Raw genomic sequence first — 20,045 nt, 5'->3', positions numbered from 1 at the left:
TGGCGGCCGCGTTCATCCCGGAACGGCGAGGCCGGCCACGAGCGCGGCGGCGACGAGCACGGCGGCGACCCCGTCGACGACGGCGCAGAACGGCGGCCACCAGCGGGTGCCGGCCACGAACTGCGTGCGGTGCTGCCACACGTCCTTCAGCCCGTGACCGACCAGCCCGACGACGATCAGCCAGGCGGATCCGCGCACCGCGGCGGCGGCGAGGAGCACGAAGACCGAGGCGACGGCCACCTCGGCGACGAGGACGTGCCGGCGCCCGTCGGCGACGGCGAAGCCGATGTAGACGGCGGCGATGAGGGTGAGCCCGAGGGCGTGGACGGTCGTGGTGTCCAGCCAGGGGAAGGCCAGCGGTGAGGCGGCCTGGACGCCGCCGGCGACCGCACCCCAGGCCGCCGGTGTGCGCAGGCCCCCGCGGGTGCCGGTGGCGGAGGTGCTCGATGCAGTGCCCGTCATGAGGTGTCCCGAGGAGAGTCGGCGCCGGCCGGCGGAGGCGAGCCGGTCGACGTGGAGCCTGGACGCCGCGGTGGGGGTTCGGGACGGTGTTCCCACCGGGTTCCCCGCCGGGATCGGCGAGCGGAGCCGGGGCACCGGGGGCCGGTACGGTCGGCGCCGTGTTGGCCGGGCGCGAGGCCGAACGCGCGGCGATCGCGGCGCTGCTCGACGCCGCCGGGTCCGCGCGCGGCGGGGCACTCGTGGTCCGCGGCGTGGCCGGGTCCGGCAAGTCGACCCTGCTGGCCGACGCCGTCGGGTCCGCGGCGGGCATGACCGTGGTGCGCACGCAGGGCGTGGAGTCGGAGTCCCCGCTGGCGTTCGCTGCCCTCCAGCGGCTGCTCCGGCCCCTGCGCGCACGCCTGCCGGCGCTGCCGGCGCCACAGCGGACCGCCCTGCGCGCGGCGCTGGGCGAGGCCGCAGGCGACGGTGACCGGTTCCTCGCGTTCCTCGGCGTGCTGAGCCTGCTGGCCGACGCGGCCGAGGAGTCGCCCGTCCTGGTGGTCGTCGACGACGCGCACTGGCTGGACGACGCGTCGGCTGCGGCACTGCTGTTCGCCGCCCGCCGGCTGCAGGCCGAACGCGTGGCGCTGCTGTTCGCCGCCCGCGACGGCGACGTCCACGACCTCGACGCCGGGGACCTGCCCACCGTCGTCCTCGGTGGCGTCGGCGGCGAGGACGCCGACACGCTGCTCGGCGCCCGCGAGATCGACCCGGCGGTCCGTGACCACCTGGTCACCGCCACCGGCGGCAACCCGCTCGCGCTGGTCGAGCTGGCCGGTGTCCTCACCGGCGACCAGCTGGCCGGGCGGGCGCCGCTGCCGGCGCCGCTGCCGCTGACCGGCGGCGTCGAGCGGGGGTTCCTGGACCGCTGCCGCCGGCTGACCGCCGCGGCCCAGCGGTTCCTCCTGGTGGCCGCGGCCGACGACACCTCCCGGCTGCCCGTCGTCGTCGACGCCGCCCGGCACCTCGATGCCGGTGACGCCCTCGACGAGGTCGAGCGTGCCGGGCTGGTGCGCGTCGAGGGGACCGGGCTGTCGCTCCACCACCCGCTGGTGCGCTCCGCGGTCTACCGGGCGGCGACCAGCGCGCAGCGACGCGCCGTGCACCGCGCGCTGGCCGACGTGCTCGCCGCCGACCTGGACCGGCGTGCCTGGCACCTGGCGGCCGCCGCCGACCGGCCGGACGAGGCGGTCGTCGCCGCCCTCGACGCGGTCGCCGAGCGCGCCGCGGCCCGGGGAGGCCACGAGGCGGCCGCCGCCGCGTGGGCCCGCGCCGCCGAGCTCACCAGCGGCTCGGAGGCCCGGGGGCGGCGGTTGTACCTGGCCGCGTCCGCCGCCTGGTCGGGTGCGCACCCGTGGCGGGCGGCGGCGCTGGCGACCGCCGCCGGGGCCGGGGTGACCGATCCACCGCTGCGAGCGCAGTTGCTGGCCCTGCAGGGGCAGATCGAGTGGACCACCGGGTCCCTCGACGACGGCTACGACCTCGTCCTGCAGGCCGCCCAGGCCGCCAGCGGCGTCGACCCGGCGCTGGCGCGGCAGCTGGCGGTGGTCGCGTCCACGCTGGCGGTGTTCGGAGCGCGGTCGCCGCGCGCGGTGGACCCGGGTGCGCTGATGCCCGTGCCGGCGCCGGACGCCCCGGCCCGTGTTCGGGCCGCGGCGGCCCTGCTGCGCGGGTTCCTCGCCGCGGCCCGCCGGGACTGGACCGCCGCCGCGGGTTCCTTCCGCGAGGCGTTCGCGCTGACCGGGACCGAGTTCGTCCCCGATCACGTGCAGCGCAACCTGGGCATCGCCGCCCTCGTGATCGGCGACGACGAGCGCGGGCTGCGGCTGCACGAGCGGCTGCTGACCGCCGCCCGCCGCGCCGGAGCGCTGGACCTCGTCGAGTACGCCCTGACCCGCGGTGCGCAGTTCCAGATCGCCGTGGGCGCCTGGGCGGAGGCGACCAGCGCCGCCACCGAGGCGCTGCGACTGGCGGCGGGTACCGGCCGGGCCGGGATGACCGCGCTGCCCACCGCCCAGCTCGCCCTGCTCTCGGCCCGGCGTGGGGACGACGCCGCCGAGCGCCAGGTCGCCGAGGCCGCGGCCATCCGGCAGGCGCACCAGGGTGGGGTCACCGACACCGTCGTCGTCGACCTGCTGCACTGGGCGCGAGGAGTGCGGGCCGGCCGGCAGTCGGCGACCGCCCTGCACCACCTGGTGCAGATCACGGAGCCCACGATCCGTCGGCTCGCGGCGATCGACTGCCTGGAGGTCGCCGTCCAAGCCGGCCGGGACGACGTCGCCCGCGCGTGGGTGGAGGAGCTGGCCGCCTTCGCCGCCGGCACCGGCGCCCCGGCCGCGGTCGCGGTCGCCGAGCACGGCCGCGCCCTGCTCGCCGAGGGTCCCGCCGCCGAGGAGCACCTCCGCCGTGCCCTGACCGCCCATGCGGGCTCGCTGCGCCTCCCCGACCGGGCCCGCACCGAGCTGGCCCTCGGTGAGTTCCTGCGCCGCGCGCGCCGCCGGGTCGACGCCCGCGAGCACCTGCGCGCCGCGCTGGGCCTCTTCGACGACCTCGGCGCGGTCTCCTACGCCGCACGCGCCGCGGCCGAGCTGCGCGCGTCCGGCGAGACCGCCCGTCGTCGCGACGTGTCCACCGCGACAGACCTGAGCCCGCAGGAACGCCAGGTCACCGTCCTGGTCCGGCAGGGGCTGCCGACCCGGGACGTCGCCGCCCAGCTGTTCCTCAGCCCCCGCACCGTCGAGTTCCACCTGCGGAACGTCTTCGCCAAGCTCGGCGTCTCCTCCCGCGCCGAGCTCGCCGCGCTGCCCCTCGACGCGCTGCCCCTGGACGCGCTGCCCCTGGACGCGTAGCCGGCGGACGGTGGCCGGCCACCGACCCGTCGCGGATCCCGCCGTGACGACCGCCCGCGCCGGGACCCTGGCCCGGCGCGTGGGACCCGTCCGCCGTGTGCACACCCGCGGGCCCGCCCGGACGGGCTGGTCAGCACGGACCGCGAGGACGCGTCCTGCGAGGACGCCGACGCCACCGCAGACGTCGCAGGGCGCGTCGTCCTGCGAGGCCCGCTCGGTCGCCGGCTCGACGTCCCCGCGACGGGTGCCGTGCCGGACGACGCGCCGGCGCCGACGGCAGGACACGCCGGAGCGCGACCGGATCGTGATCACCGGCACGGCCGGATGCCGGCTGTGCACCGACTCACCGTGTGATCATCCGCGGACGCGTGACGGGGTGGCGCAGGGAGTCCGACGCATGCCCCGCCGACATCGGGGCAGCTCCGCAGGGGGAACCGAGTGCCTACCCGAACCGCTCGTCGTTGCATCGTGCCCGTCGCCTGCCTGCTGGTGCTGACCGCGTGCGGCCCGGCCGCGACCGGCTGGACCGACGCGGCCCCCGGGGCGGTCTCCTCGGCCGGCCCGTCGGCGGGCGGTCCACCGGCCACGGAGGGCCCGTCCTCGGCGGCGTCCCCGTCGGTGGCGGACGTCGGCGCTGCAGGGGGCACGGCGGTCGGCGCCGGAGGCGCTGCGGACGTCGGCACGGGGGTCGGTGCGGAGATCGGTGCGGGAGCCGGTGCGGGAGTCGGTGCGGGAGTCGGTGCGGGAGCCGGTGCGGGAGCCGGTGCGGAGGTCGTGGACGTCCCGCCGGTGGGCGACGGCTCGTCGGTCGCCGGCCTCGTCCCGCACCAGGAGACGGTCCTGCAGCCCGACGACCAGCGCGGGATCGCGACGGTCACCCTCACCGGGGTCGACTCCCTCGGTCAGGTGCTGACCGCGCTGGTCGACGCCGAGGTCCGGCGGTACGAGGCGGCCCGCCGCGACGACGGGGTCAACGTGCTCACCGTCGGCTGGGGACTGGTCCAGGCGACCGGTGACGTGCTCGGCGTGCGCGTGACGTCGCGCAGCTACACCGGAGGCGCGCCGCACGGGACGACCACGACGACGACCAGCGTCTACACCGACGTCGCCTCCGGGGAGACGTGGACCGCCGCCGAGCTGGTCGCCGACCCGGAGCGGCTGGCCGGGTGGGTGACCGCGGCGCTCGGCGAGGCCGACCTCGCCGGCGAGCCGCCGGACCCCGCCGTCGTCGCCTCCGACGTGCGCTTCGGCGGCGACGGGTCGCTCACCGTCGTCCTGGACCGGCAGGAGGCCGGACTGCGCACCCTCGACGCCGTCGCCGTCCGCGTCCCGGCCGCCGATGCCGACGACGTCCTGTCCGGCCCCGGGCGACGGGTCCGGGACGCGGCGCTGGATGCCGACGGGTTCCGCGGTGTCCCCGCCGAGCCGCCGGACACGCCGGCCGCCGCGGGCGGCGCCGTCGACTGCACGCGGCTGGCCTGCATCGCGCTCACCTTCGACGACGGTCCCGGCCCGTACACGGCCGACCTGCTCGACGAGCTGGCCGACGCCGGCGTCCCCGCCACCTTCTTCGTCCTCGGTGGCAGCGTCGCCGCCATGCCCGACCTGGTCCGCCGCGCGGCGCGGGAGGGACACGCGCTCGGCAGCCACACCTGGAGCCACCCCCACCTGCCGCTGCTCACCGCCGGGCAGATCGCCGACGAGGTCGACCGGACCACGGCGGCACTGCGCGGCGCCGGGGTGACCACCGACCTTATGCGCCCGCCCTACGGGGAGACCGACGCGCGCGTCGGCGAGGTGGTCGGCGGGCTCGGCTACGCGCAGGTGCTGTGGGACGTCGACACCCAGGACTGGCTCAACCGGGACGTCGCGACCACCACCCGGCGCGCACTCGAGGGGGCCCACCCCGGGGGGATCGTCCTGATGCACGACATCCACCCGACGACCGTCGAGGCCGTGCCCGGGATCATCGACGCCCTGCGCGCCCGGGGTTACACCCTGGTGACCGTTCCGCAGCTGCTCGGTGCCGTCGAGCCGGGCGGCGTGTACCGGGGCGGCTGACCACCCACGCCGTCACCGGACACGGAGCGGTCGACGCCGGAGGACGTGCCGATCGAGCCGTGGGACGGCCGGGATGCCCCCTCGGGCCGGCCCGAGGCGATCGCAGATGTGGGGGACGATCTCCGGCTCCACCACGTCGAAGCGGCCGTGGTACTCGGCGTCGAGCAGCTCCCCGGTCCCGCCGTCGAGGGTCAGCACCTCCAGACCGATGGCATGCGCTCCGCCCGCGACCTCCGGGTGGACGCCCGTCCCGAAGACGGTGACCGTCCCGTCCGCGTTGAACGTGGTCCTGTCCATGCCACGGTCGGACGTGGTCAGGGTCCCGTACGGGCTGGTGAGGGTGTTCGTGGAGCTCGGGTGGGCGACGACGCGGGAGATCTCGCCCGACCTGTCGAAGAGCAGCGTGAGCCGGACGTGGCCGCGGGCCGAGCTGGTCACCGGGACGCCGCACGCCTCCGTGAGGAACTCGTCCTCCACGGTCTCCGCCGGGTCGAGGACGGTGTTCTCGACCCGTTCCGGAGGAGCCGCCTGAGCACTGGGCGGACCCAGCGCGAGGCAGGCAGCGGTGGCGACCACGGAGGTGCGCAGGCGACGCGTCATCGGATCACCTCGCGAGACGGCGGTGGCGGCGCACGCTGGTCCTCGGGACCTGCCGACCGAAGACCTCCGCGCCGCGTTCCCGGAGCGCGGGCCCTCACCGGCCCGGGGACGCCCCCTCGAACAGCAGCGCCTGCCCCCCGGTCAGGGGGGCGAGCCGACCGTCGAGGGTCCGGTAGTCCTGCGCCCACCGCGCGAGGAACGCCGTCCAGTCCGCCTCGTCGCGCCACCGGTCGACCGTGACGAAGCGGGTCCCCCCGCCCGCGTCGCGGAACAGCTCCGTGCCGAGGAAGCCGTCGGCCCGGGCGAACAGCCGCGCCCACTCCCCGTCCGGCCCGTAGGCGGCGACGAAGCGGTTCAGCGCGTCCGGGAGGACCCCGTAGGTCCAGATGCGCAGGAACACCGCCGCCGCCCCCGCCGGCTACTCGAACCGGACGGGCTGCCCGGTCGCCTCGAGCACCGACATCCACAGGTCGCCCAGCGGGTCGACGTGGTTGCGGCGGCTGACCGCCAGCGCCATCGGGATGTGCACGAACCGCCGCCGCCGCCGCGCCACGATCACCTCGGTGCGCCCGGCCATCGCCGCGTGCACGGCGGCGTGCGCGAGCCGCAGGCAGTAGGCGCTGTCGTAGGGGTTGGCCGGCACGCTGCGGATGGCGTAGCTCGGGTCAAAGTAGCGGACGTTGTTCTCGACCTTGGCGTCGTCGAGGTGCTCGGTGATCAGCCGGCGCATCAGCCGGCCGATGTCGCCGAGGCGGACGTTCCCCGAGGCGTCGCGGCCGGGCTCGTGCTCCTCGATGTGCTCCTGACCGGCGCCCTCGGCCACCACGACGACCGCGTGCCCGCGGTCCTCCACCCGGCGCCGCAGGTGCTCGAGGAAGCCGCCCTCCCCCTGCAGGGCGAAGGGCACCTCCGGGATGAGCACGTAGTCGGCGTCGTCCTTGGCCAGCGTCGAGTAGCAGGCGATGAAGCCCGAGTGCCGGCCCATGAGCTTGACCAGCCCGACGCCGCCGGGCGCCGACCGCGCCTCCACGCTCGCGGCGTGGATGGACTTCGTCGCCTCCGACATCGCCGTCTGGAAGCCGAAGCTCTGGTCGATGTAGGGGATGTCGTTGTCGATCGTCTTCGGCACGCCGACGACGGCGATCTTCAGCCCGCGCTCGCCGATGACCCGCACGACCTCCATCGCGCCGCGGATCGTCCCGTCGCCGCCGATGACGAACAGGATGTTGATCGCCAGCCGCTCGAGCGCGTCGACGATCTCCTCGGGGTCCTGCATCCCGCGCGAGGTGCCGAGGATCGTGCCGCCCTCGTCGTCGATGTGCTGGACGACCTCGGGCGAGAGGTCGACGACGTCCTCGCCGTAGTGCGGGATGAAGCCGCGGTAGCCGTTGCGGAAGCCGACGATCCGGCGCACGCCGTAGTGGCGGCACAGCTCGAGCACCAGCCCGCGGATGACGTCGTTGAGGCCCGGGCACAGCCCGCCGCAGGTGACGATGCCGACCCGCGTCTTGGCCGGGTCGAAGTAGATGCGCTGGCGCGGGCCGCCGGGCTCGAGACTGGGCAGCTGCCCGACCGGGACGCCGCGGACCCCGGCCATGGAGAGCGTGTCGTCGAAGAGGATGCGGTCGTCCTCCACCACCGAGTGCTGCGTCGTCTCCCGGGCGGCCAGCCGCTCGGCCAGCGGCGAGTCGATGCGGCAGGGCCCCAGCGTCCGCACGGCGAGGTCCTCGTGTCCGATCACGGGGGAAACGCTCCCACACGAGGACCTCGCCGCTGCGCGCGGCACCCCGGTCGTCAGGTCGTCATGTCGACCTGCACCTTGGGTCCCGGCCCGGCGCCCTCGGGCCGCCGCCCGCCGAGCACCGCGCCCACCTGCGCGAGGCCCACGGTGGCGGCCACCAGCGGCCGCGGGTCGACGTCGCCGGCGGCGTACGCGGCCACCGTGTCGGCGAGCCCGGGGGAGGCGGACAGGACGCCCACCGCGGTGACGTCGCCGAGCACCAGCGCCCGGGTGTCCACCGTGCTCGGGACCCCGGCCAGCCCGATGTAGACCACCCGGCCGCCCGGCTCCACGAGGTCCAGCGCCCGCGCCGGGGCGGCGGGGTCGCTCGAGGCGTCGACGACGGCGTCGAGCGGGAGGTCCGGCGGGACGTCGGAGGCGGCGAACCCCAGGTCCCGGGCGAAGGCGAGCGACGGCGCGGTGACGCCCAGCAGGTGCACCTCCGCGCCGGCGGCCCGCAGGAACATCGCCGTCAGCAGGCCGATCGTGCCGGGGCCGACCACCAGCGCCCGGTCGCCCGGCCCCGCGCCGGTGGCCCGCGCCGCCCGCAGCGCGTTGCCGCCGGGCTCGACCAGCGCGCCGAGGACGGGGTCGACGGCGCCGGGCAGGGCGTGCAGCGACCTCGCCGGCACGGCGAGCCGCTCGGCCAGCGCCCCCGGGCGGCCGCCGCGGATGCCCACCTCCTGCCGCTGCGCGCAGACGTGCTGCTGCCCGCGCCGGCAGCGGCGGCAGCTGCCCTCGCCCAGCATCGTGTCGCCGGTGACCCGCCGGCCGGTCCAGGAGGGGTCCACGCCCTCCCCCACCGCGGTGACGGTGCCGGCCCACTCGTGCCCGAGCCGCACCGGGTAGGCGGCGTGCCCCTGGTGCAGGTAGGCCATCTCGCCGGTCCAGAACTCGACGTCGGTGCCGCACACGCCGGCCCGCTCGACGTCGACGACCACCTCCCCCGGGGCCGCCACGGGGTCGGGCACCTCCTGCACCCCGCCCTCGCCTGGCCCGGTGACGACGAACGCGCGCACCGTCAGTCGACGAGGTCGAGCGCCGCGCCGACCAGCGAGTCGACGTCGAGGCCGTGGGAGCGGTACACGCTGTCGAGGTCGCCGGACTGCCCGAAGCGGGTGACGCCCAGGTGCGCGGCCGGCACCCCGCGCACGCCGGCGAGGAAGGCCAGCGTGTGCGGGTGCCCGTCGAGGACGGTGACCAGCGGCGTGGCCCGGTCGGCGGGCAGCGCGGCGTCGAGCACCCACGGCGCGGCCTCGTCCAGGCCGCGGCGTGCCTGCAGCGCCCGGAACAGCAGCCCGGGGCTGGTGACGACGACGACGTCGGCGGGGAACCCGAGCCCGTCGAGCCGCTCGGCGGCGGCCAGCGCCTCGGGGACGAGCGCGCCCATCGCGGCGAGGGTGACCGCCGGGCGCGGCACCCGGCGCAGCGGATAGGCGCCGGCCACCACCTGGCGGCGCCGCCGCTCCCGTGCGGCCGGGTCGGCGGGGACGGCGGCCAGCGCCTGGTCGACCGGCCGGGTGGACAGCCGCACGTAGGCCGAGGACCCGCCGGGGCGGCCCATCTGCCCGAGCGCGGCGAGCAGCACCCACTCGGTGTCGAGGGCGAACGCCGGCTCGTAGGACAGGCAGCCGGGCTGCTCGAGCCCGATCGACGGCGTGGTGATCGACTGGTGCGCGCCGCCCTCGGGCGCCAGCGTCACGCCCGACGGCGTCCCGACCAGCAGCGACTGCCCGCCGGCGTAGATGGTGAACGACCAGGGTTCCAGCGCCCGCCCCACGAACGGGTCGTAGAGGACGCCGACCGGCAGCAGCGGCTGACCCCACCGTGACCACGTGGCGCCCAGCTCCCCGATGGCGCCGACCAGGTTGGTCTCGGCGATGCCGAGCTCCACGTGCTGGCCCGAGGGCCGCTCCCGCCAGTGCAGGATCGTCTCGGGGTCGTCGGCGAACCAGTTGCGCCGGTCCTCGTGCGACCAGACGCCGACCTTGTTCACCCAGCCGCCGAGGTTGGTCGAGCTGGACACGTCGGGGCTGACGGTGACCACCCGCCGGCCCACCTCCGGCGCGGCGCGGCTGAGGTCGAGCAGCGTGCGGCCCAGCGCCGCCTGCGTGGTGGCGGTGCCCGACGGCGTGCGGCCCAGGTCGGCCGGCACGGGCGGCGCGGGCCGGTCCTCGGGCGCCGGGCGCCGCAGCCGCGCGGCGGCCGCGGCCAGCAGCTCCGCGGGGCGGCTGCCGGCCGGGAAGCCGGCCCACGGCCGGGCGGGGTCGACGCCGACCCGCTCGGCCAGCTCGCCCAGCTGCGCCTCGGTGAGCAGCGCCGAGTGGTTCTGCGGGTGCCCCTCGGTGGCCAGCCCGTAGCCCTTGAGCGTATAGGCGATCACGACGGTGGGGCGGGTGTCGTCGATCCGCGAGAAGGCCTCGCGCAGCGCGCCGAGGTCGTGGCCGCCGAGGTTGCGCACCGCGGCGAGCAGGTCGGCGTCGGAGACCCCGGCGACGAGCGCGGCGATCGCCCCGGCGCCGGGCCCCTCCCCCGGCAGCTCGCGGCGGACCTCCTCGGCCGTGCGCCGCAGCAGCCGCTGGTACTCGGCGTTGCCCATGCCGTCGATGCGGTCCCGCAGCTGCGCGCCGCCGGGCCGGGTGAACAGCTCCTCCAGCAGCGCGCCGTACTTGACGGTGAGCACCTGCCAGCCGGCGGCGGTGAACATCCCCTGCAGCCGGGTCGCGCCCATGGTGGGGACGACGCGGTCCAGCGACTGCCGGTTGAGGTCGACGATCCAGTTCACCTCGCCGAGCTCGGCGACCATCGGGTCGAGCACGGCCTCCCACACCGCGCCCTCGTCGAGCTCGGCGTCGCCGACCAGCGACCACTGCCGTCCCGTGCCGCCGGTGCCGAACTGGGTGTTGACGTAGCGGCGCGCCAGCGCGCCCCAGATCGGCGCGGTCGCCCCGATGCCGACCGAGCCGGTCGAGTAGTCCGCCGGCACGGGGTCCTTCAGCCGCGAGGGATAGGACTGCAGCCCGCCGAACGCGCGCAGCGTGGTCAGCCAGGAGGCGTCGAGCTGCCCGAGCAGGAACTCCAGCGCGTGCAGCACCGGCGAGGCGTGCGGCTTCACCGACACCCGGTCGTCGGCCCGCAACTGCTCCAGCCACAGCGCCGTCATGATCGTCACCATCGACGCGCTGGAGGCCTGGTGGCCGCCGACCTTGAGCCCGCCCGGGTTCGGGCGCACCCGGTTGGCGTGGTCGACGACCGCCGTGGCCAGCCACAGCACGCGCTGCTCGATCTCGCGCAGCGCGGCGTCGTCGGCGGCGGTGGCGGGGTGCCGCGGGGCGGCGAGCGTCATGGTCTCTCCTGTCGGGCGGGTGGGGCACCAGGATGGCGGGTGCCCGGACCGCCGTCGCGAGAGGACCCGACCCATGACCCCACCGGACCGCGCCGACCGGCTGCGCTCGCTGTACGCGGCCTTCACCGCCCGCGACGTGGACGCGGTTCTGGCCGCCATGGCCCCCGACGTCGACTGGCCCAACGGCTGGGAGGGCGGCCGGCTCTCCGGGCACGAGGAGGTGCGCGGCTACTGGGAGCGCCAGTGGGCGCAGATCCGCCCCCTGCTGCGGCCGACCGGGTTCGAGGAGCGCCCCGACGGCTCGGTGGCGGTCACCGTGGCCATGACCGTGCGGGACCCGGGCGGCACGGTCCTGTCACGGGAGACCGTCCGGCACGTGTACCGGTTCAGCGGCGACCTCGTGCAGCGCATGGACACCGAGCGGTAGACGCGACCCCGGCCGGGACGGGCCGGGGCCGCGCCGGCTCAGGGCACGAGGATCGCGCGGCCCCGGACCTTCCCGGCGTCGAGGTCCCGCAGCGCGTCCACGGCCCGGTCGAGCGGGTACTGCCGGGTGTGCAGGGTGACCTTCCCGGCCTGCGCGAGCACCATCAGCTCGGCCAGGTCGGTGTAGGTGCCGACGATGTTGCCGACGACGTTCTTCTCCGCGGCGACGAACTCCAGCGTCGGGATCCGCAGCTCGCCGCCGTAGCCGATGACGTAGAGCGAGCCGGCCGGGCCGGTCATGTGCCAGGCGTCCGTCTCGGCACCCTGCTCGGCGACGAAGTCGAAGACGACGTCCGCACCCCCGCCGGTCAGCTCCTGGACGGCCCGCACCTGGTCGCCGTCGGCCACCACGGTCTCGTCCGCGCCGATCTGCCGGGCGAGCTCGAGTGCCTCGGGGTTGCGGTCGACGACGACGACCCGGGTGGCCGACAGCGCGGCCAGGCACTGGACGCCGATGTGGCCGAGGCCGCCGGCGCCCTGCACGACCGCCGTGGTGCCCGGGTGCAGCAGCGGCAGGGCCTTGCGCACGGCGTGGTAGGCGGTGATGCCGGCGTCGGCCAGCGCCGCGACGTCGGCCGGGTCGGTCGACGGGTCGAGCCTCACGCAGGCGCGGGCGGTGGTGCGCAGGTACTCGGCCATGCCGCCGTCGTCGTTCGACAGCCCGGGGAAGAAGGCGTGCTCGCACTGCATGTCCCGGCCGGCGCGGCAGGCCAGGCACAGGCCGCAGCTGGGCTGCGGGTGCAGGATCACCGTGTCGCCGACGGCGACGTTGGTGACCCCCTCCCCGACCGCGTGCACCCACCCGGCGTTCTCGTGCCCGATCACGTAGGGCAGGTCGGGGTTCTGCAGGTCGGCCCACTGGCCCTCGAGGATGTGCAGGTCGGTGCGGCACACCCCGGCGCCGCCGATCCTGACGACGACGTCGAGGGGACCCCGGATCTCCGGTTCCGGGATGTCGTCGATCGTGGGGTCGGCGTGGTACTCGTGCACGCGGACGGCCTTCACGGCAGGACCTCCAGGGGCAGGACGGGACGGTCGTCGGGGCGGGGCACCTGGTCGGCCTCCGACCCGGGATAGCGGGTGGTGAGCAGCCCGCGGCAGAAGTGGGCGTTGCCGTCGACGGAGATCCGCACCGACCGGGCGCGGCGCAGCACCAGGGCGGCGTCGGCGGGGCCGGGGCGGGTGCCGTCGTCACGGACGAGCACGGGTGCGCCGTCGTCGACCGGCAGTCCGACGGCGGCCCGCCGGCGGCGCAGCGCCGCGGCGGCGTCGGGCGGGAGGTCGCCGAGGGTGACCGCCCGGACGTCGGCCGACGGGTCGGCGCGGAGCAGGCCGGTGAGCGCCCGCTCCATGGCGGCGGTGTGCGCCTTGCGGGTGAAGGTGGCCCGCAGCTCGTCCAGCGACTCCTCGGCCTCCGAGCCGAAGGTGCCGCGGTAGCCGAGCCCGGCGGCCAGGCCGCGGTTGACGAGGTCGGAGTCGGAGTGGTCGTCGAGCTCGACGACCACCCGCGCGACCCCCGCGACGGCGGAGACCGCGTCGGAGGCGTCGGAGACCATCAGCCAGGCGAAGTTGGGCGCGCAGAACGAGGTGGGCAGGCGCAGGTGCACCTCGACGGTGCCGGCGTCCACGGCGACCGAGCGGACGAACCCCAGGTCGGTGATCGGCTCGTCCAGCTCGGGGTCGACCACGGTGCCGAGCGCGGCGCGGACCCGCTGCTCGGTCACCCCGGCGTCGAGGTCGGGCAGGACGGCGGTCACCGGGCGCCCGCGAGGTCGGCCGCGGCCGGCTCGCGCGGGCCGGTCTCGGTCTCGTCGGCCTCGGGCAGCCGCAGGTGCTCGGGGACGGGGAGGTCGTAGAGCCGGGCGGCGTTGAGGCCGAGCACCTTCTTCTTCTGCTCGACGGTGATCGGCGCGTACTCCGGGCTCATGTCCTCGGGGATCTGGAAGTCCACGAACTCCTCCACCAGCCACTTCGGCGTCCAGAGCGCGTAGTCGCTGGAGAACAGGATGCGGTCCTCGCCGAGCCAGTAGAGGAGCTCGCCCATGATCTGCGCGAAGTACCGCGGCCGGGTGTGGATGAACGGGATGGCCACGGCGAGACCGGCGACGACGTTGGGCTCCTGGGTGGCGATCCAGCAGAAGTCCTCCAGGCGGGGCAGGCCGCAGTGCTCCACCACGAACGTCAGGTCGGGGAAGTCGGTGGCCGCGTGGTCGACGTCGGCGACGTCGAAGGCGTCGCGGTCCAGCGGGCGGATCGTCGGGCCCTTGTGGACGTGGACGTTGCGGATGCCGAGCTCCTGCGACAGCTCCAGGTAGCGGGAGGCCATCGGGTCGGTGAGCTTCCAGCCGCGGGACTCCCCGTGCCAGTCGGCGGTGTAGAGCTTCACGCCCTTGAGCTGCATGCGCTCGGCGGCGGCGCGCAGCGCGTCGAGGCCGTTCTCGCCGTCGCGCGGGTCCCAGTAGTGGTTGTAGGTGAGCTTGTCCGGATGGGCCCGGGCGAGCGCGAACGCCTCCTCGGTCTGCCCGAAGCCGCGGTGGTAGAACTCCGCGAGCCGCGCCGGCTGGAAGACCGCGTGGTCGACGATCCCGTCGACGAAGACGTCGCGCATCAGCCGCTCGCCGCCCTGGTAGAGGTACTCCTCGTAGGGCCAGACCTCCGCCTCGGGGCTGAGGTTGCGGTGGTAGTCGTAGAAGCAGTCGATGAACTGCCTGCCGTGCACGTTGCGCTGGTTCTCCGGCCGCGCGTCCCACAGGGCGATGTGGGCGTCCACGACGTAGTACTGCTCGCCGTCCTTGGTGTACATCCGTCGGCCTCCGTCGGCTCCGGGTGTGAGGCGGGTCACCTCTGCTGGCCGACGCTAGGTCCGCCCGGGCACCCCGAGAACCGTCCGGCTGTCTCACCTTGAGACGCCGCGGCCGCTCCCCCGGCGCGTACATTGCCGTGACACACGCCACAGCCGGGAGGCGACCGTGGAGGACCTGGTGCCCCCGCCGGAGCCGCTGCCCGATCCGGCGCCGGCCGCCGCGCCGCGGGTGCGGGCGTCGTGGCGGCGCAGCCAGGGGTACGGCGTCCCGGCCGACGAGGTCGTGCCCGTGTTCACCGGCACGCCCGACACCGGGTCGCTGCTCTACGAGTGCGCCCACCGCGTGCTCACCGACCTGCAGTCGACCATCGCCGACGAGCCGGTGAGCCTGATGGTCGCCGACCCCGCCGGCTTCGTGCTCGCCCGCCTCGGCGACGACGCGTCGATCTCCCGCGCCCTCGACCGCGTGCACCTGGCGCCCGGCTTCTCCTACAGCGAGCGCAACGCCGGCACCAACGGCCTGGGCCTGTCGCTGGCCGACCGCGCGCCGTCGCTGGTGCGCGCCGCCGACCACTGGTGCACCGACCTGCGCGGCTACACCTGCGCCGCCGCGCCCGTGCTCGAGCCCGCCACCGGCGAGCTGGCCGGCAGCATCAACCTGACCACCTGGTCGGACTCCTCCTCCGAGCTGCTGCTGGGCCTGGCCCAGACGGCGGCCAGCGCCACCAGCGCGCTCATGGCGGTGCGCACCGGCGGCCGGCTGGTCCGCCCGGCGCCGCGGGGCGAGGTGTTCCGGGTGATCGGCGGGTCCCTGGCGCCCGACGACGGCGACCCCTGCGTGTCCGGCGGCTGGCGGGCGGCGGTCGACCGGGCGGCGGTCGCGGTGTCCGCGGGCCGGGTGACCGTCGTCGTCGGCGAGGAGGGGGCGGGCAAGGCGACGCTGGCCGCGCTGGCCCGGCGGCGGCTGTCCGGCCGCCAGCGGCTGCTGCACGCGCGCGCCCCCGAGGCCGGCGACGTCGCCCCGTGGCTGGAGCTGTGGACGCCGGAGCTGCGCGACGCCGGCACCTGCGTGATCGTCTCCGGGCTGCACCGCCTCCCCGCCTGGGCCGCCGGGGAGCTGGCGCAGGTGCTGGCCACCGTCCGCCGCACCGGCCGGCCGCAGCCGTTCGTGCTCACCGCGCCGGAGTACGCGGGCCTGCCCGACCCGATCGCCCGCCTCGTCGACGCCGTCGTCGAGGTCCCGCCGCTGCGGGCCCGCGCCGACGACGTGCTGCCGCTGGCCGCCTGGACCGCCCGGCAGGAACGCCACCGCGAGGTCGCCTTCACCCCGCGCGCGGCCCGGGCGCTGGCCGGCTACGGGTGGCCGGGCAACGTCGCCCAGCTGCGCCGCGTGGTGCGCGAGGCCGCCGCCCGGGCCGACGTCGTCGACGTGCACCACCTCGCGCCGGAGGTCCTCGACGGCGGCACCCGCGCGCTGTCCCGGCTGGAACGGCTCGAGCGTGACGAGATCGTGCGGTGCCTGACCGAGCCGGGGACGACGATGACCCGCGTCGCCGAGGAGCTCGGCATCGGCCGCGCCACGCTCTACCGCAAGATCGCCCAGTACAAGATCACGGTTCCCGACCGCTGAGGGTGGCCCCGGTGCAGGGTCCCGCGCCGGGCCTGCGAGGCGCGGGGGCACCGGGGTCCTTCACTCGTCGTCGGTGCGGTAGCCCAGGTTGGGGGCCAGCCAGCGCTCGGCCTCGCGCCGCGTCCAGCCCTTGCGGCGGGCGTAGTCCTCGACCTGGTCGCGGCCGATCCGGCCCAGGTTGAAGTAGCGGGCCTCGGGGTGGGCGAAGTACAGCCCGCTGACCGCCGCGCCCGGCCACATGGCCATCGACTCGGTCAGCTGCAGGCCGGTGGCCGCCTCGACGTCGAGCAGCTCCCAGATCGTCTGCTTCTCGGTGTGCTCGGGGCAGGCGGGGTAGCCCGGCGCGGGGCGGATGCCGCGGTAGCGCTCGGCGATGAGCGCGTCGGCGTCCAGGCGCTCGTCGGCGGCGTAGCCCCAGAACTCCCGCCGCACCCGCTCGTGCAGCCGCTCGGCGAACGCCTCCGCCAGCCGGTCGGCCAGCGCCTCGAGCAGGATCGCCGAGTAGTCGTCGTGCGCCGCCTTGAACGCGGCCACGCGCTCGGCCGAGCCCAGCCCCGCGGTGACGGCGAAGGCGCCCACGTGGTCGCGCAGCCCGGTCTCCTTCGGCGCCACGAAGTCGGCGAGCGACTTGCGCGGGGCGCCGTCGCGGCCCTCCGTCTGCTGCCGCAGCTGGTGCAGCACGGCGCGGACCCGCGTGCGCGACTCGTCGGTGTAGACCTCGATGTCCTCGCCGTCGACCCGGGCGGCGGGGAAGAGCCCGAGGACGCCGTTGGCGGTCAGCCAGCGCTCGGCGACGATCCGGTCGAGCATCTCCTGCGCGTCGGCGTAGAGCCGCCGGGCCGCCTCCCCGGTGGCCGGGTTGTGCAGGATGTCGGGGAACCGGCCGCGCATCTCCCACGCGGTGAAGAACGGCTGCCAGTCGATGTAGCCGCGCAGCTCCTCGAGGGGGTAGTCGCGCAGCACCCGCACGTGCTCGACCGCGCCGTGCCCGTGGTGGTCGCAGGACGGGCCGGCGCACACGTCACGGGTCTGCTGCGCGAGCATCCGCGGCCGCGGCGGGCTGTAGGACGACCAGTCGAGCTGCGGCGCGGCGGCGCGGGCGGCGGCCAGCGGCAGCAGCCGGCGGGTGTCCTCGCGGGCGGCGTGCCGCTCCCGCAGCGTCCGGTACTCGCTCTCGGTCGCCGACAGCAGCGCGGGCCGCTGCTCGTCGGACAGCAGCGCCGCCACCACCGGCACCGACCGCGAGGCGTCCTTCACCCAGATCACGGGGCCGTGGTAGCGCGGCGCGACCTTGACCGCGGTGTGCGCGCGCGACGTCGTCGCCCCGCCCACGAGCAGCGGCACCTCGAAGCCCTGCCGCTCCATCTCGCCGGCCAGGGTGACCATCTCGTCCAGGGACGGCGTGATCAGCCCGGACAGGCCGATGACGTCGGCGCCGACCTCCTTGGCGGTGTCGAGCACCTTCTGCGCCGGCACCATGACGCCGAGGTCGACGACGTCGTAGTTGTTGCACTGCAGGACGACGCCGACGATGTTCTTGCCGATGTCGTGGACGTCGCCCTTCACCGTGGCCATCACGACCGTGCCGTTGGTCCGCTCGGCGTCGCCGGGCTGCTTCTCCGCCTCGATGAACGGGATGAGGTGGGCGACGGCCTTCTTCATCACCCGCGCGGACTTCACCACCTGCGGCAGGAACATCTTCCCGGCGCCGAACAGGTCGCCGACGACGTTCATGCCGGCCATCAGCGGGCCCTCGATGACCTCGATCGGCCGGCCGCCGCGGGCGGAGATCTCCAGGCGCAGCTCCTCGGTGTCGGCCTCGACGAACTCGTCGACGCCCTTGACCAGCGCGTGGGTGATCCGCTCGGCCACCGGCAGCGCCCGCCACTCCTCGGTGGCCGCCTCCTTGGCGGCGCCGTCGCCGGCGTAGTCCCCGGCGATCTCCAGCAGCCGCTCGGTGGCGTCGGGGCGGCGGGCGAGGACGACGTCCTCGATGCGGTCCCGCAGCTCCCGGGGGACCTCCTCGTACACCTCCAGCGCGCCGGCGTTGACGATGCCCATGTCCATGCCGGCGGCGACGGCGTGGAAGAGGAACACCGCGTGGATGGCCTCGCGCACCGGGTTGTTGCCGCGGAAGGAGAACGAGACGTTGGAGACGCCGCCGGACACCAGCGCGCCGGGCAGGTTCTCCTTGATCCAGCGGGTGGCCTCGATGAAGTCCAGGCCGTAGCGGGCGTGCTCCTCGATGCCGGTGGCGACGGCGAAGACGTTGGGGTCGAAGATCACGTCCTCGGCCGGGAAGCCGACCTGCCGCGTGAGGATGTCGTACGCGCGGCGGCAGATCTGCTGCCGGCGCTCGAGGGTGTCGGCCTGCCCGTCCTCGTCGAAGGCCATGACGACGACGGCCGCGCCGTACCTGCGGCACAGCCGTGCCTGCTCGACGAACTCCGCCTCGCCGTTCTTCAGCGAGATGGAGTTGACGATCGACTTGCCCTGCAGCTGCTGCAGGCCGGCCTCGATGACCTCCCACTTGGAGGAGTCCACCATCACCGGCACGCGGCAGATGTCGGGCTCGGCGGCGACCAGGCGGGTGAAGCGGGTCATCGCCGCGACGCCGTCGATCATGCCCTCGTCCATGTTGACGTCGATGACCTGAGCGCCGGCCTCGACCTGCTGGCGCGCCACGGCCAGCGCCGTGGCGTAGTCGCCGTCGCGGATCAGCCGCCGGAAGCGGGCCGATCCGGTGATGTTCGTGCGCTCGCCGACGTTGACGAACAGCGAGTCGCCGTCGACGGTCAGCGGCTCCAGGCCCGACAGCCGCAGCGCGGGGCGGGTGGGCGCCGGGGTCCGCGGCGGCAGGCCCTCGACGGCCGCGGCGACGGCGGCGATGTGCTCCGGCGTGGTGCCGCAGCAGCCGCCGACCAGGTTGACGAAGCCGTCCTCGGCGAAGGAGCGCAGCACCGCGGCGGTGTCCTCGGGCGCCTCGTCGTACTCGCCGAAGGCGTTGGGCAGCCCGGCGTTGGGATAGGCGGAGACGAAGGTGTCGGCCAGCCGGGCCAGCTCGGCGACGTAGGGCCGCAGCTCCCGGGCCCCCAGCGCGCAGTTCAGGCCGACCAGCAGCGGCCGCACGTGGCGCACGGAGTTCCAGAACGCCTCGGTGGTCTGCCCCGACAGGGTGCGCCCGGAGGCGTCGGTGATCGTGCCCGAGACCATCACCGGCCAGCGCCGGCCGCGCTGCTCGAACAGCGTCTCCAGCGCGAAGACCGCCGCCTTGGCGTTGAGCGTGTCGAAGACCGTCTCGACGAGCAGCAGGTCGGCCCCGCCGTCGACCAGGCCGCCGGCCTGCTCGAGGTAGGCCTCGACGAGCTCGCCGAAGGTGACGTTGCGGGCGCCGGGGTCGTTGACGTCGGGCGAGATCGACGCCGTCCGGCTCGTCGGGCCGATCGCGCCGGCGACGTAGCGGGGCCTGCCCGGCGTGCGCGCGGTGGCCGCGTCGGCCTCCTGCCGGGCCAGCCGGGCGGCGGCCACGTTGATCTCGCGGGCCAGCTCCGACATGCCGTAGTCGGCCAGCGAGATCGCCGTCGCGTTGAAGGTGTTGGTCTCGATGACGTCGGCACCGGCGTCGAGGTACTCGCGGTGGATGCCCGCGACGAGCCCGGGCTGCGTGAGCACGAGCAGGTCGTTGTTGCCCTGGACGTCGACCGGCCAGTCGGCGAAGCGCTCCCCGCGGTAGCCGGCCTCGCTCGGGCGGTCGCGCTGGATCGCCGTCCCCATGGCGCCGTCGAGCACGAGGATGCGCTGCTCGAGCAGGGCGGTGAGCTCCGCGGTGGCGTCGGGGCGGAGCTGCGGGGCGTCGGTCACGGGCGTCCTCGGGGGTCGGTGGGCGGGGGTGCGCGTAGCACCAGCAGCGGCCGCGGACCCGGCCGCATTCCACGGCGGCGCCCATCCTCCCATCCCGCGCTCCCCTGGTGAGGGCGCGCGACCGACGT

At 75.7% G+C, this 20,045-nt stretch carries 14 protein-coding genes; 4 read left to right on the top strand and 10 right to left on the bottom strand.

Annotated elements, in window-relative coordinates:
- Nucleotides 1-12: 12 nt before the first annotated feature.
- A complete protein-coding gene (locus JD79_RS16980; RefSeq protein ID WP_110006486.1) occupies nucleotides 13-462 on the bottom strand; it encodes a hypothetical protein in 450 nt (149 codons plus the stop codon).
- A gap of 158 nt (nucleotides 463-620) precedes the next feature.
- Here JD79_RS16980 and JD79_RS16975 point away from each other — a divergent pair, with 158 nt between their 5' ends.
- Together JD79_RS16975 and JD79_RS16965 are read left to right on the top strand one after the other, a co-directional pair.
- Entirely contained in the window at nucleotides 621-3,350 is a 2,730-nt protein-coding gene (locus JD79_RS16975) for a helix-turn-helix transcriptional regulator (RefSeq protein WP_110006485.1), read from the top strand.
- A gap of 774 nt (nucleotides 3,351-4,124) precedes the next feature.
- Complete coding sequence (locus JD79_RS16965) at nucleotides 4,125-5,411, top strand: polysaccharide deacetylase family protein (protein WP_170149250.1); 1,287 nt, start codon at nucleotides 4,125-4,127, stop codon at nucleotides 5,409-5,411.
- Nucleotides 5,412-5,423: 12 nt separating this feature from the next.
- Here JD79_RS16965 and JD79_RS16960 read toward each other — a convergent pair whose 3' ends face one another.
- The 5 genes from JD79_RS16960 to JD79_RS16940 form a co-directional block, all read right to left on the bottom strand.
- Nucleotides 5,424-6,011 (bottom strand): hypothetical protein, encoded by a 588-nt coding sequence (locus JD79_RS16960; RefSeq protein WP_110006482.1) that lies wholly within the window; start codon nucleotides 6,009-6,011, stop codon nucleotides 5,424-5,426.
- 94 nt (nucleotides 6,012-6,105) lie between these two features.
- The gene (locus JD79_RS16955) at nucleotides 6,106-6,411 is read right to left on the bottom strand and encodes an antibiotic biosynthesis monooxygenase family protein (RefSeq protein ID WP_110006481.1); all 306 of its coding nucleotides are present in this window, start codon (nucleotides 6,409-6,411) and stop codon (nucleotides 6,106-6,108) included.
- 18 nt (nucleotides 6,412-6,429) lie between these two features.
- Entirely contained in the window at nucleotides 6,430-7,752 is a 1,323-nt protein-coding gene (locus JD79_RS16950; RefSeq protein ID WP_110006480.1) for an ATP-dependent 6-phosphofructokinase, read from the bottom strand.
- Between the two features lie 53 nt (nucleotides 7,753-7,805).
- On the bottom strand, nucleotides 7,806-8,810 hold the full coding sequence (locus JD79_RS16945; RefSeq protein ID WP_110006479.1) for a zinc-dependent alcohol dehydrogenase: 1,005 nt from the start codon (nucleotides 8,808-8,810) through the stop codon (nucleotides 7,806-7,808).
- Nucleotides 8,811-8,812: 2 nt separating this feature from the next.
- Nucleotides 8,813-11,137 carry a transketolase-like TK C-terminal-containing protein gene (locus JD79_RS16940; RefSeq protein ID WP_110006478.1) on the bottom strand — a complete coding sequence of 775 codons (2,325 nt, stop codon included), beginning with the start codon at nucleotides 11,135-11,137 and terminating at the stop codon, nucleotides 8,813-8,815.
- 73 nt (nucleotides 11,138-11,210) lie between these two features.
- On the opposite strand from JD79_RS16940, the gene JD79_RS16935 reads away from it, so the two are divergent.
- The gene (locus JD79_RS16935; protein WP_110006477.1) at nucleotides 11,211-11,564 is read left to right on the top strand and encodes a nuclear transport factor 2 family protein; all 354 of its coding nucleotides are present in this window, start codon (nucleotides 11,211-11,213) and stop codon (nucleotides 11,562-11,564) included.
- Nucleotides 11,565-11,602: 38 nt separating this feature from the next.
- On the opposite strand, the gene JD79_RS16930 is transcribed toward JD79_RS16935, so the two are convergent.
- From JD79_RS16930 to JD79_RS16920, 3 genes are read right to left on the bottom strand one after another with little or no spacing between them, the layout of a single operon-like run.
- Complete coding sequence (locus tag JD79_RS16930) at nucleotides 11,603-12,628, bottom strand: NAD(P)-dependent alcohol dehydrogenase (protein WP_110006476.1); 1,026 nt, start codon at nucleotides 12,626-12,628, stop codon at nucleotides 11,603-11,605.
- The gene (locus JD79_RS16925; protein WP_110006475.1) at nucleotides 12,625-13,380 is read right to left on the bottom strand and encodes an iron-sulfur cluster assembly protein; all 756 of its coding nucleotides are present in this window, start codon (nucleotides 13,378-13,380) and stop codon (nucleotides 12,625-12,627) included. The genes JD79_RS16930 and JD79_RS16925 overlap by 4 nt, the downstream gene beginning before the upstream one ends.
- Nucleotides 13,377-14,426 (bottom strand): amidohydrolase family protein, encoded by a 1,050-nt coding sequence (locus JD79_RS16920; RefSeq protein WP_110006474.1) that lies wholly within the window; start codon nucleotides 14,424-14,426, stop codon nucleotides 13,377-13,379. Before JD79_RS16920 ends, JD79_RS16925 begins: the two co-directional genes overlap by 4 nt.
- 166 nt (nucleotides 14,427-14,592) lie before the next feature.
- Here JD79_RS16920 and JD79_RS16915 point away from each other — a divergent pair, with 166 nt between their 5' ends.
- Nucleotides 14,593-16,056: an AAA-type ATPase lid domain-containing protein gene (locus tag JD79_RS16915; protein ID WP_211308024.1), complete on the top strand. Its 1,464-nt coding sequence runs from the start codon at nucleotides 14,593-14,595 to the stop codon at nucleotides 16,054-16,056.
- Between the two features lie 60 nt (nucleotides 16,057-16,116).
- Here JD79_RS16915 and metH read toward each other — a convergent pair whose 3' ends face one another.
- On the bottom strand, nucleotides 16,117-19,917 hold the full coding sequence (gene metH / locus JD79_RS16910) for a methionine synthase (protein WP_245900164.1): 3,801 nt from the start codon (nucleotides 19,915-19,917) through the stop codon (nucleotides 16,117-16,119).
- Nucleotides 19,918-20,045: the final 128 nt, after the last annotated feature.

Origin of the sequence: Geodermatophilus normandii (genome assembly GCF_003182485.1) — a bacterium.
GTDB classification, from domain to species: Bacteria; Actinomycetota; Actinomycetes; order Mycobacteriales; family Geodermatophilaceae; genus Geodermatophilus; species Geodermatophilus normandii.
This window is presented reverse-complemented; position numbering and strand designations above follow the sequence as displayed.

What these genes read in the sequence shown, in the direction of transcription:
- JD79_RS16940 (WP_110006478.1), bottom strand. Translation starts at nt 11,137, where the DNA reads ATGACGCTCGCCGCCCCGCGGCACCCCGCCACCGCCGCCGACGACGCC.
- JD79_RS16980 (WP_110006486.1), bottom strand. Translation starts at nt 462, where the DNA reads ATGACGGGCACTGCATCGAGCACCTCCGCCACCGGCACCCGCGGGGGC.
- JD79_RS16960 (WP_110006482.1), bottom strand. Translation starts at nt 6,011, where the DNA reads ATGACGCGTCGCCTGCGCACCTCCGTGGTCGCCACCGCTGCCTGCCTC.
- JD79_RS16920 (WP_110006474.1), bottom strand. Translation starts at nt 14,426, where the DNA reads ATGTACACCAAGGACGGCGAGCAGTACTACGTCGTGGACGCCCACATC.
- JD79_RS16935 (WP_110006477.1), top strand. Translation starts at nt 11,211, where the DNA reads ATGACCCCACCGGACCGCGCCGACCGGCTGCGCTCGCTGTACGCGGCC.